Here is a 12,277-nt window from a genome sequence, read left to right as displayed (position 1 = left end):
GCCGGGGTTGCCGGCGGGCGGCTCGGGTCAGGCCGCTACCGGCGGTGGCAGGCTGGCCACCAGGCGGATCGAGGCGGTCAGTTCCTCCAGCTGGAAGTGCGGGCGGAGGAACACGGTCGCCCGGTACGCGCCCGGCTTGCCGGCCACTTCCGAGACATCCACCCGCGCCTCGCGCAGCGGGTACTGGGCCTTGATCTCCTGCGGCGCGTTGTCGTTGATCAGCACGTAGTCGGCGATCCAGTTGTTCAGGTAGGTCTGCACGTTGTCTCGGGTCATGAAGCTGCCCACCTTGTCGCGCATGATCACCTTCAGGTAGTGGGCGAAGCGCGAGGCGGCGAGCACGTAGGGCAGCATGGCCGAGATGCGCGCGTTGGCGTTGGCTTCGTTGGTGTTGTAGAGCTTGGCCTTGTTGGTGGTCTGGCCGCCGAAGAACACCGCGAGGTCGCTGTTCTTCTTGTGGCACAGGGCGATGAAGCCGAGGTCGTTGAGCTCCTTCTCGCGGCGGTCGGTAATGGCCACCTCGGTCGGGCACTTCAGCGACAGGTCGCCGGAGCTGGTGCGGAAAGTGTGGGCCGGCAGGCCTTCCACCGCGCCACCGCCTTCGGCGCCACGGATCGCCGCGCACCAGCCGTACTTGGCGAAGGCCTCGGTGATGCGCTGGGCCAGCGCCCAGGCGGCGTTGCCCCAGAGGTACTTGGAGTGGTCGGTGCCGTTGACGTCTTCCACGTAGTTCATGCCGTCCACCGGCAGGGTGTCCGGGCCGTAGGGCAGGCGCAGGAGGAAGTGCGGCAGTACCAGGGAGACGTAGCGCGAGTCTTCGCTCTCGCGGAAACTGCGCCACTTGATCAGCTCCTGGCTCTCGAAGACCTTCGCCAGGTCACGGGGCACGGCCAGCTCGGTGAAGGCGTTCATGTCGAACAGCTTCGGGTTGGCGGCGGCGATGAAGGGCGCGTGGGCCGCGGCGGCGACGTTGGAGAGTTTCTCCAGCAGGGCCACGTCCTGGGGATGGCGGCCGAAGCTGTAGTCGCCCACCAGCAGGCTGAAGGGATGGCCGCCGAAGGTGCCGTATTCCTCTTCGTAGATCTTCTTGAACAGCGCGCTCTGGTCGAACTCGACAGCCTTCTCCAGGTCGGTCTGCAGTTCCTTCTGGGTGACGTTGAGCAGGCGCAGTTTCAGGCGGGTGCTGGTTTCGGTGTTCTGCACCAGCAGGTGCAGGCCGCGCCAGGAGGCTTCCAGCTTCTGCAGCTCGGGGTGGTGCAGCACTTCGTTGAGCTGGGCGCTGATCAGCTCGTCGATCTGGCTGATGCGGTCGTTGATCATGGCCACGGTGTCCTTGTCGATGGCCATGCCTTCGTCGAGGACCTGGGTGGCGAACTCCGCGAGCATGTCGCGGGCGTAGTCCTGCTGGCTGTCGTCATGGGCCATGCGGCCCTCGGCGATGATGCGGTCGAGCAGGGTCAGGGTTTGAGTGGTGCTCTCGCTGTTGGCACCGGCTTCTGTTGCCATGGGCTATTCCTCCGGGAAGTCGGGCTGCGGATCAGGCCTGGGGTTCGGCCGGTGCTTCGCCTTCGCCCTCGGGCGCGGCGGCTTCGGATTCGGGACGGGCGGACTTGATCTCCTGCAGGCCGTCGGTGTTGCTCACCACTTCCTGCAGCAGCTTGTCGAGGTCGTCGTTGCCGTCGAGCTTGGTGAGCAGGTCGCGCAGGCGCTGGCGCGCCTCGAACAGGCGGCGCAAGGGAGTGATCTGCTTGACGATGTTCACCGGATCGAAATCGTCCATGTCCTTGAAGCGCAGCTCGACGTTCAGCTTGCTGCCGTCACCGGTGATGGTGTTGTCCACCTGCAGGGTGGCGCGCGGCGCGATGGAGTGGAGGACCTGGTTGAAGTTGTCGCGGTCGATCTCGGTGAATCGACGCTCGGCGAGCTTAGGCAGGGGATTTTCAGGTTTGCCGGAGAGGTCGGCGAGGATGCCCACGACCAGCGGCAGCTCCTTCTTCTCGATGGCGTCGCCGATTTCGACGTCGTAGGTGATCTGTACGCGGGGCGGGCGAACCCGGTCCAGTTTGTGCTGCGTGCTTTCGGCCATGTTGGTGGGCTCCGGTGCATTGACACGAGCGCAATGCATCGGACTGATCCTGTCATCGCACTCCCTTGCTGGATCACGACGCGACAGGGGGGAACTACACGCAAGCCTGTCCTTGGCGATCCCTCTAGTTCGTCTGTCCGACGAACTACTCAGACACGCTAGAACAGGTCTATAAATTTGCAAACGCAAACCGGAATCAGACCACCATGAAGCAGGGACGTTTCATTTCCACCTCGAAATTCGTGCTGTTGGCCGCTGCGATCCTGCTGGGAGGCTGCTCCGATCTTCTCGGTCCGCGTGTCCAACTGGACAACCTGACCCTGGACGTCGCCGAGCGCGCCAACGACGACACGCCCATCGCCGTCGACTTCATCGCCGTGCGCGATCCCGAGTTGCTCAAGGTGCTGTCCAGCATCACTGCGCGGCAGTGGTTCAGCGATCGCGAGCAGTACCGTCGCGACTACCAGAAGCAGTTTTCCGTCTGGAGCCTGGAGCTGGTTCCCGGGCAATTCATGGAGGCTCGCGAGTTCCCGCTGGCGGGGGATAGCGCGGCTGGACTTTTGGTCTTTGCCGGCTATAACACACCCGGTGCTCACCGCCTGAGGCTGGATGAGCAGAGCCGTGCCTGGCTCCGGTTCGATAGCAGGGAAATGCGCTTGCTGAGCGAGAACGAGCATTGACGGAAGGCCCCTGAAGCAGCAGGGCGTCGAGCTCGCGACAACGTCGGACGTCGAAGGGGAGTGGTATGAAAGTTCTGCCTGACGCGGTGTGCTGGCATGAGGGCATGCAGTTGCTGCCCCAGCATTTCCAGCTGCAAGGGTTGCGCGCGGAAGTTCTCGCCGCCCATTTCGCCCAAGCCGGCAATCCCTGGTTCTGGGGCGTCTCCCAACTCGAACTCGACCCCGCCGCCCTCAGCGCCGGCCTGGTGCGCGTACTCGCCCTCGAAGCCATCCTGCCCGACGGCCTGCCAGTGAGCATCAAGCCCGGTGAAGGCACGGTCCTGGAGCTGGACGTGAGCGCCGCCATCGCCCAGTCCGCGACCTCCAGCGCCACCGTCTTTCTCGCCGTGAATCCGCTTGGCCGTGGCGGCCAGGTGCTGCCGCTGCGTGGCCGCCTGCAATCGGCGGTGGGCGATGCGGTGCCGGATCTGGCCAGCGGCGAACACCCCGAACCCATCCTGGTCTGGCGGCCTGCCGCGCGACTGGTGACCGAGAGCGGCCGCGCCGATTCCGTCTGCCTGCCGCTGCTGCGCATCGCCAAGGAGGGCGGCGGCTTCGTCCGCCAATCCTATGTGGCGCCAACGCCGCGCATTCTTCCCGAATCCATCCTGGGGCGATCGGTCGCCGCGCTCTGCGCCCGCACGCGGGAGAAGTGCCTGTTCCTCGCCGGCCGCCTGCGTCAGGCCGAGCAGGCCGGCAACCATGACGATATGGCCGAAACCCGTCGACAGCTGACCGCGCTCTGGGCGCGCCTGCCGGAAGTGGAGGCGGCGCTGAATAGCCGGGTGGCGGCGCCGGACCGCCTGCACGGACTGCTGGTAGGCATGGCCGGCGCCTGGTGCGCCCTGGACCCGGTGGCCGGTGTGCCGGCCTTCTCGCCCCTGGATTACCTCGACCTCAAACGCGGCTACGACGAAGTGCTGGACTGGCTGGAGCATGCCTTGACCCGCGTGCGGGTTGGCTATCGCACCCTGGCGTTCGACCAGATGGAGCAGGGCTTCGCCATCCAGTTGCCCGATACCCAGTCGCGCCGCCAGCGCCTGGTGATCGGCCTGCGCATGCCGGCCGGGGCGGGCGAGCAGTCGGCCTTCTACTGGCTGGGGCAGGCCATCATCGCCTCCCAGGGCCAGGTGTCCACCCTCGCGCGCCAGCGCATGAGCGGCCTGGCGCACCAATCCATGAGCCGCGCCGAGCAGGTCGCCTACAGCGTCGGTGAAGACACTCGCCTGTTCGTGGTCCAGGCCGCCGGAGAGTGGTTCGATCCCGAGCAGAAACTCTGCATCGTGGTGCCCGGCCAGGCGGCGCTGGTGGGGCCCTGGCAAGTGGTGCTGTTCGAAGCCAACACACACGAATTTGCCTGACCAGACAAGGACGCGTAGATGCCGGAACGGAGTGCGGCCCTGTATCCACCGGAGTTCGGTGAGGCGCCTCTGAGCCTCGCCTTCCGCCAGGCCTGGCTGGAGTGGCGCGACGCCTGGGATGACCTGGAAGACGCCGACGACAACGACGGTCAGTTGGTGGACCGCACCGCCGAGACGGCGACGCGCATCGTCCGCCGCCTCTGGCGCAGCGCCTTCGCCAGTGTTGGCGACTCGGCGGCGGTCCAGGTCAAGGCGATGGTCTATGCCTTCGTTGCGCTGCTGGATGAGACCCTGGTGTTCGGCAACTGGGCCGGTCAGCTGGCCTGGCAGGAACGTCCACTGGAAGCGCGGCTGTACGGTTCGCGCAATGCCGGCGAGCGGGTGCCCGCGGCCATTCGAGGCCTGCTCAAGGAGCGCGCCCCGGCCACTCGCGACCTGGCCAACGTCTACCTGCAATGCCTGGTGCTCGGCTTCCACGGCCAACTGCGGGGTGAGCGAGGGCAGGCCATGCACGAACGCTGGCGACAGGCGCTGTTCACCTTTGCCTGGCAGCGTGAACCCGCCTCTGCTGGTGCCTTGCAGAGCCTCGCGCGTCCAACCCGTGCGGCGCCGCTGCACATGCCCCTGCGCAGGGCTCTGCCGGACGGCCTGCGCCTGGGGCTGGCGATTCTCGGCTTCGCGCTGCTGCTGAGTGTTGTGGGGCACTGGCTGTGGAGCGACATCCGGTCCGAGCTGGAGCCCGTGCTGCACCTGGCGGCCACCCAGGATGACGGGGAGCAACCGGAATGAGCGGCTTCGCCATCGCCCTGATCGTCTTCGCGATCCTGCTGGTCCTGGTTGCCCTGGCGGCGCTCTGGTGGTGGTTGCGTACCCAGTCCGGCGCGGCCATCCGCAGCTTCTACAACGCCGTGCGCAAGATGGAGCACGACCAGGGCAGCCAGGATCGTTACCAGACCCCCTGGCTGATGCTGGTGGGTGACCCGCGCGAAGGCAGCCAGCTCTGCGTCGATTGGCAATTGGCCCCGGTGGGCCGAGCGGCCTGGTTCGGGCGCTGGTGGGCCGATCCGGATGGTTCGCTGCTGGTGGTGCCCCAGGGCTTGTTCCTGCCGGAGGAAGGCGGCGCCGTGCCGGCCTTCGCCTGGCGCCGGCTGCTGGGCATGCTGCTGCGCCTGCGCGGCCAGCGACCGCTGGATGGGGTGATCTGGACCATACCCGTGGCGCGCCTGCTGGACGATGCGCAACTGGCGACCGATGCCATTGCCCTGCGCCGCCGCTTCGGCGAGTTGCTGCAGCGGCTCGGGCTGAGCCTGCCGGTGCACGTGCTGGTCACCGGGCTGGAAGAATTGCCGGGGTTCCAGGAGCTGGTGGCTACGCTGCCGGAAGAGGGTCGTGAGCGGGCACTGGGCTGGTCGTCGCCCTATGCCCTGGAAGCGGGCTGGCAAGGCTACTGGCTGGACGACGCCCTGGACGAGGTGGTGCAGGCGCTCCAGGCGGCGATCCTGGAAGTTGGTGCGCTCCGGGGTGAGCTGGGGGAAGACCTCTACCGCCTGCCGGGCCAAGTGGACGGCTTGCGGGGCAACCTGCGTGTCCTGCTCGAAGCGGTGTTCCAGGGCAACGCCCAGGGCGAGGCACCCCGGCTGCGCGGTCTGTTCTTCAGCTCTGCGCAGGTGCTCGGGGACGCCGCCGATCCGTGGGACATTCCCACCGGCGAGCAGCCGCGCACTCGGGGCGTGTTCTCCGCCGGTTTGTGGGGCCAGCGCTTTCTCGCCGAGCAGGGGCTGGCCCAGGCGGTGCCGCGTATCCTGCGCCTGAGGCGGCGCTGGCAGCAGGTGGTCGCGGGTACGGCGGCGGTCGTCGGCGCCTTCTGGCTACTGGGCATGCTCTGGGCCTGGCATGACGGCCAGCGCGACGCCCGCGAGCTGACCCGGGTTCTGCAGGTGGCCCAGAGCGCCCACGTGGAGATGAAGGACCCGGCGCGCAGCCAGGAACAGGCACGGCGCAATGTCCAGGGCTTCTGGAACCTGCTGCGGGATGCGCCGCGCTGGCATTTCGCTTCGCTGGCCTTTCCCACCTCCTGGTTCTCCCCCCTCAACGACGAGATGGACGACGTGCTGCGCGCCATGGCCCGCAGCGAGGCCATGCAGCCCCTGGCGCGGATGCAGCAGGTGGAGCTGGATCGGCTCCTGGCGATCCGTCCCGCCGACCGGCGTACCGACGTAGTGGGCGAGGTGCCGGAGGAATGGCCCAACTACGTCAAGGCACACAACCTGGCCTATGGCGCCGCCAGTCTGGAGCAACAGAACCGCTGGTTCAGCGAGGCCCTGAAGGGTGACAAGGGCGTGCTGGAACCCCTGGCGCAACTGGCCAACGGCGCCCTTGGCATGGAACTCAACACTTCCGCGCTGCGGCGACGGGCCTATTACGACCGGGTCCTGGTCGACCTGGCCGCCCCCGGACTGCAGCCTCTGGACCTGCAATCGCGGCGACAGGTGCTTACCGAGCAGTTCCAGGCGCTGATGAAAATCTGGCTGACCCAGTACTTCCTCGCCGACAACTTCGTCCGTCCGGCGGGCTACCTCAAGCTGCATCTGGACATCCTGCAGGCGGGGCAGGGCAACTCCCTCGCCGAGCTGGAGGAGATCAATGCCCAGGTTGACGACCTGGAAAGCCTGCTGGCGCTGACCAATTCCTCCTGGAGTCACAGCAACGGCGAAGAGTTGGTCAGCGGCTATCGCGAACTTCTGGAAACCGTGCGGCAGAGCAGTCTCCTGGGCGCGACGGTGGAGCAGAACCTGAACAGCGAGGCCACCCGCTTGCGCCGGGATTTCCATGGGCAGTGGATCGCGTCCGTCGGCACCCGCTCGAACCTGCTGCAGCGCCAGCCAGGCGGCACGCTGGCACTGCAGGACCATGTCAGTGCCCTGAGCCGGGCGATCAAGGGCCTGCTCAAGCGCGACTTCGTGGTGACGGCCCTGCGTCAGGACACCGCAGAGCCCGATGCACGTACCTTGCGCAATGTCGACGCCAGCGCCCTGGCCAAATCCCTTGGCTACATCGACAGCTACCGCGCCTTCGTGACCCAGGAGCTGGCGCAGATCCCGCCGGACTACCGCGATGGCATGCTCAAGGCTGCCGGGGAAGCCGGGGCACGGGCCATCTGGGCGAGCCTCGCCGGTTCCGCCGAACCCCGCACCGGGGCGGGTGCCCAGGCCTTCGAGGTGACGGCCGACCAGGCCGGGCAGGTGCTGCGAGCCCTGCAACTCCTGGGGCGCAATGATCTCGCCGGTGCCTTGCAGAGCTTGCTCAATCGCCAGGCGCTGCAGGATGTGAGCAACGCCCTGGCAGGCATCGACGCCATGCCGATCTTCACCCAGCGCTACGACATCACCCAGTGGGACGGCAGCCGCGATCTTGGCTTGCGCCTGTTCCGCGCCACCGATGTACCGGACCTGAAGGGCAGCCTTGCCCAGCAGTTCGCCGCCATGCAGGCCGCCAGCGACAACGCCGCCCCGGCCCTGGCCTGGCTGCAGGAACAGCGCGGCCTGGGCATGACGGAGCAGGAGCGTGTCAATCGCCTGGCGGCCATCAACGAAGAACTGGTCAAGTACAAGGCGCAGAACCCCACCAGCTCACCGGCGCTGTTCGAGCAATTGGTGAGTCGGGATTTCGTTGAGATGGATCGCGATTCCTGCTCCCAGGTGCTGACCACCGCGGCCGTGTCCCAGGGGGTGGGCGACCTGGCGCAGCGCACCCGCGTACTCCGGGACCAGGCATCGCAACGCTGCAGTCAGCTCCAGCAGCAACGTGCGGCGCTGGCCTGGAACGATCTGGCGGATTACTTCAACCAATACCTGGCGGACCGCTTCCCCTTCGCCTACAGCCTCAAGGCCGACGATGCCGACCCGGCGCGGGTGCAGCATCTGGTGGAACTGATCGACAGCCGCCTGGCCCAGGCCGAAGAGGGGCTGAAATGGGGCAACCCCGGCGACCGTCCGGCGGCGGAAGACTTTCTCGCCCGCCTGAAGCAAGCGCGCACCTGGCTCGGGCCGCTGTTCCTGCGCGACCCGTCCGGCTCGCTCGGCGTCGAACTGGACGTGCGCTGGCGCACCGACCGTGACGCCGAGCGCGGCGCCGACCAGGTGATCGCCTGGGGGCTGCACGCCGGCGAACGTCAGATCGGCTTCCCCGGTGAAGCGCAGCGCCTGCACTGGAATGTCGGCGACCCGATGCAGCTGTTGTTGCGCTGGGCCAAGGACGGTAGCCAGCGGCCGAGCATCGACCCCCTGCAGCCGAGCATGGCGGTGGCTGACCTGGAGGCGGGTTGGGAATATCGCGGCCCTTGGGCGCTGCTGCGCCTGATGCGCTCCCACGTGGTGCTGCAGCGCCAGCCGAGCATGGACTACACCGACTTCCCGCTGACCCTGCAGGTGCCGGTGCGCGGTGCGCCGAGCAACAGCGAGCCGGCCCTGATGTTCATGCGCCTGTCGCTGATGACCCAGGGCGGCAAGCTCCCGCTGTCGATCCAGCCGCTGCCGGTGAAGGCACCGCGTTCGCCATTCTCCATGACCCATGCCAATTCCCTGGTGAGCACCGAGGTGACGCCATGACCCTGCCGACAACCGAGAGTCCGGCCAGTGACTTGCTGGAGCCCATTCCCGGCGCCGAGCCCTGTGGCCCCAGCCTGCGCTACGACCCGGCCTGGGACCGCCTGCGTGAACTGCGCCGCGAGGACGACGCCAGCCTGCCTGCTGGTGTCTGGCAGGCAGAGCTCAAGCGCGGTGATTGGGCTGCAGTGGAGCGCCTGGCCGAAGAACTGCTGCGCGAACGCAGCAAGGACCTGATGATTGCCGCCTGGCTCGGTGAAGCCTGGCTGCTGCGCAGCGGCCTCGATGGCCTGACGCCGGCGCTGGGATTGCTGGCGGGGCTGTGCGAGCGCTACCCGGACGAACTGCATCCGCAGCCGGAAGAGGACGACCGTTCCTGGCGCGTGGCGCCGTTGGAGTGGATGGGCCGCCGCTATGGCGAAATCGTCCTGACCCGCTGTGCACTGTTCGGCGCCGACCATGCCGACCTCGCCCACTTGACCCTGCATGGCTGGCAGCAGCTCCAGCAGCGCCAGGTGCAGGCAAGCGACAGCAAGGCGGACAAGGTCGCCGCCGAGGCGGCTCGGCTGGAACAGCGCAAGCTCGACGAAATCCTCAGGCAATTGCCCACGGCCAGCTTCGTTCGTGCTCGCCAGGGCGCGGACACGGCACTGGCCGAGCTGAAACGCCTGGATACCTGGTGCGACGGCTGGCTCGGTGACCTCGCCCCCAGCTTCTCCACCTTGCAGCAGATCCTGAACGCCATCCGCTCGCTCATGCAGGAGTTCATCCCCATGCAGTCCCAGACGCCGCCCATCGTGGCGCCGGTTCCCGAGGTGGCGGCCGAGCCCGCTGCCGCCGAGGTGGAAGCGCCACCAGCCTTCTCCGGCATTCCTGCCAGCCGCGAGGATGCCTACCGCCAACTGGCCCTGATCGCCGACTACCTGGCCCGTACCGAACCCCACAGCCCGGTGCCCTATGTGATCCGCCGTGCGGTGGAATGGGGCAACCAGCCCCTGGGCGAATTGCTGGAAGAGCTGATCACGGCCGATGCCGAAGCCCGGAGGTTGTGGAAGTTGCTGGGGGTGTTGAAGTAGGGGCAAACCTGCGGGGCTCGGCCTTTGTTGTGGGGGCGAATTCATTCGCTAAGGGCGGCGCAGCCGCCCCCGGAGCTGCCAGGCAGGTCTTCGACCTGCATCGCGATTGAAATCGCTCCCACAGATCGAGCAGGCGATGTCGCTTTTTTGTAGGGGCGAATTCATTCGCCAAGGGTGGCGAAGCTGCCCCTTAAGGCCCACATGGCGAACCTGCGGTCCGCTTGGCGATTGAAATCGCCCCTACAGGGTTTGTGCCAGGGCTCGGCTTTTCCTGGTGGGGGGAAATCCCAAGTAGGGTGCGCTGTGCGCACCGTCTTCCTGTGCCGAACGACGATGTCGATCGCAGTGCTTCGTTGTGGGGGCGAATTCATTCGCCAAGGGCAGCGCAGCTGCCCCCGACCAACCGCCCAATCAGGCTTGCACCAGCACCTCGAACCCGCCAAAGATCATCCGCTGTCCATCGAAGGGCATGGTCTCCGGGCTGGGTTGCATGCGCGGGTCTTCCATCGCTTTCTTCATGCCGGCATCCCTGGCTTGCTTAGACGGCCAGGTGATCCAGGAGAAGACGACGGTTTCACCTTCCTTCAGCTTCACTGCCATGGGGAAGGACGTCACCTTGCCTTCGGGCACATCGTTGCCCCAGCACTCGACGACGCTCAGGGCGCCGCATTCCTTGAAGACCCCTGCGGCCATCTCGGCCACCTTGCGGTAGGCCTCACGGCTGGCGGTGGGGACGGGTACCAGGAATCCATCTACGTATCTCATATCCATTCTCCTTTCTGGATGGTGTGAAAAGGCATTGCCTGTCGTATCCCGAGCGCGCACGGATCACGCGCCCGACTCCCTAATGAGTCGATCTGGATAGCGCCGGTTCGACAGACTCGCCAACTGGATGGTCCTTGCGCCGACCAGCGGTCAATACGTCGAGAGGCAAAAATGGCGCAGTCCGATCAGGGTGGGTGCGGGGGTGCCGTGTGACAGAGGGTTGATTACTGCGGCCAAGAAAAAGCCCCGCCGAAGCGGGGCTTTTTGATTTCGCGGGGCTTACTTGCCGCGATTGTCGTACACGTGGCAGGCCTTGCCTTCGGAGCGTTTCAGCGAGTAGCTGGGGCGCAGGACGATGCGCGAGCTGATGCCGATGTAGGTCTTGATGTACTTGCCCAGCTCGTTGCACAGCGCCTGTTGCTGGCTTTCGCCCAGGCCGTCGTGCTCGTGCTTGAGTTCGACGTGGACTTCGATGCTGTCCAGGTTGCCATTGCGGAACAGGTGGATCTCGTAGTTCTCGGACAGCTGCTTGACCTTCAGCACCTGCTCCTCGATCTGGGTCGGGAACACGTTCACGCCACGGATGATCAGCATGTCGTCGCTGCGGCCGGTGATCTTGTCCATGCGACGCATCGGGCGCGCGGTGCCCGGCAGCAAGCGGGTCAGGTCGCGGGTGCGATAACGGATCATCGGCAGCGCTTCCTTCGACAGCGAGGTGAACACCAGCTCACCCATCTGGCCGTCCGGCAGCACTTCGCCGGTCACCGGGTCGATGATCTCGGGGTAGAAGTGGTCCTCCCAGATGGTTGGGCCGTCTTTGGTTTCCGCGCATTCCATGGCCACGCCCGGGCCCATGATTTCCGACAGGCCGTAGATGTCTAGGGCGGTGATGCCCATGCGCTCTTCGATGGCGCGACGCAGTTCGGCGGTCCAGGGCTCGGCGCCGAAGATGCCGAGGCGCAGGGCCAGCTTGTGCGGGTCGATGCCCTGGCGCTCGATCTCGTCCGCCAGGTTCAGCATGTAGGACGGGGTAACCATGATGATGTCCGGCTGGAAGTCGCGGATCAGCTGGACTTGCTTCTCGGTCTGGCCGCCGGACATCGGAATCACGGTGCAGCCCAGGCGCTCGGCGCCGTAGTGGGCGCCCAGGCCGCCGGTGAACAGGCCGTAGCCGTAGGAGATGTGCACCTTGTCACCCTTGCGGCCGCCGGCGGCGCGGATCGAGCGCGCCACCACGTTGGCCCAGGTGTCGATGTCGTTCTGGGTGTAGCCGACCACGGTGGGCTTGCCGGTGGTGCCGCTGGAGGCGTGGATACGCACGATCTCGCTCTGCGGCACGGCGAACATGCCGTAGGGGTAGTTGTCGCGCAGGTCGTTCTTGCCGGTGAAGGGGAACTTCGCCAGGTCTTCCAGGGATTTCAGGTCATCCGGGTGCACGCCCTTTTCGTCGAAGCGCTGGCGGTACAGCGGGACGTTTTCGTAGGCGTGCTTGAGGCTCCAGCGCAGGCGCTCCAGCTGGTGCTGGCGCAGTTGGTCGACGCTGGCAGTCTCCATCGGGTCAAGCAAGGCGGTGTTGGCAATCATGTTCATAGTTCACTCGAATTATTTTTGTACGGAAGCCGTAGGCTTCTGAGTGCTGAAGAGGAGGATACTCCTCACCCGTTTT

At 66.3% G+C, this 12,277-nt stretch carries 9 protein-coding genes; 5 read left to right on the top strand and 4 right to left on the bottom strand.

From position 1 onward, the window contains the following. Positions 1 to 27: 27 nt before the first annotated feature. Together tssC and tssB are read right to left on the bottom strand one after the other, a co-directional pair. Positions 28 to 1,506, bottom strand: coding sequence for a type VI secretion system contractile sheath large subunit (gene tssC / locus E8E91_RS13665; RefSeq protein WP_151134308.1), 1,479 nt, complete (start codon positions 1,504 to 1,506; stop codon positions 28 to 30). A 31-nt stretch (positions 1,507 to 1,537) separates the two neighbouring features. Next, complete coding sequence (tssB, locus tag E8E91_RS13660) at positions 1,538 to 2,086, bottom strand: type VI secretion system contractile sheath small subunit (protein ID WP_190828007.1); 549 nt, start codon at positions 2,084 to 2,086, stop codon at positions 1,538 to 1,540. A gap of 206 nt (positions 2,087 to 2,292) precedes the next feature. Here tssB and E8E91_RS13655 point away from each other — a divergent pair, with 206 nt between their 5' ends. From E8E91_RS13655 to tssA, 5 genes are all read left to right on the top strand, one after another. Continuing rightward, positions 2,293 to 2,766 (top strand): type VI secretion protein, encoded by a 474-nt coding sequence (locus E8E91_RS13655; protein WP_280376198.1) that lies wholly within the window; start codon positions 2,293 to 2,295, stop codon positions 2,764 to 2,766. Between the two features lie 65 nt (positions 2,767 to 2,831). Beyond that, on the top strand, positions 2,832 to 4,166 hold the full coding sequence (tssK, locus tag E8E91_RS13650) for a type VI secretion system baseplate subunit TssK (RefSeq protein ID WP_280376197.1): 1,335 nt from the start codon (positions 2,832 to 2,834) through the stop codon (positions 4,164 to 4,166). Between the two features lie 18 nt (positions 4,167 to 4,184). Then, positions 4,185 to 4,955, top strand: a complete 771-nt coding sequence (locus E8E91_RS13645; protein ID WP_280376196.1) for a DotU/TssL family secretion system protein — start codon at positions 4,185 to 4,187, stop codon at positions 4,953 to 4,955. Continuing rightward, entirely contained in the window at positions 4,952 to 8,773 is a 3,822-nt protein-coding gene (locus E8E91_RS13640) for a type VI secretion system protein (protein ID WP_280376195.1), read from the top strand. The genes E8E91_RS13645 and E8E91_RS13640 overlap by 4 nt, the downstream gene beginning before the upstream one ends. Continuing rightward, positions 8,770 to 9,846, top strand: coding sequence for a type VI secretion system protein TssA (gene tssA, locus E8E91_RS13635; RefSeq protein WP_280376194.1), 1,077 nt, complete (start codon positions 8,770 to 8,772; stop codon positions 9,844 to 9,846). The genes E8E91_RS13640 and tssA overlap by 4 nt, the downstream gene beginning before the upstream one ends. Positions 9,847 to 10,257: 411 nt before the next feature. Here the strand turns inward: tssA and E8E91_RS13630 are convergent, their stop codons facing one another. Both E8E91_RS13630 and paaK read right to left on the bottom strand, forming a co-directional pair. Continuing rightward, on the bottom strand, positions 10,258 to 10,611 hold the full coding sequence (locus E8E91_RS13630) for a DUF1428 domain-containing protein (RefSeq protein WP_280376193.1): 354 nt from the start codon (positions 10,609 to 10,611) through the stop codon (positions 10,258 to 10,260). 279 nt (positions 10,612 to 10,890) lie between these two features. After that, positions 10,891 to 12,201: a phenylacetate--CoA ligase PaaK gene (paaK, locus tag E8E91_RS13625; protein WP_280372247.1), complete on the bottom strand. Its 1,311-nt coding sequence runs from the start codon at positions 12,199 to 12,201 to the stop codon at positions 10,891 to 10,893. Between the last annotated feature and the right edge of the window lie 76 nt (positions 12,202 to 12,277).

It is taken from the genome of Pseudomonas sp. BN515 (assembly GCF_029873155.1).
Classification (GTDB): Bacteria; Pseudomonadota; Gammaproteobacteria; order Pseudomonadales; family Pseudomonadaceae; genus Metapseudomonas.
Note: the sequence above shows the minus strand (reverse complement) of the source record. Positions and strands in the feature narration are given on the sequence as shown.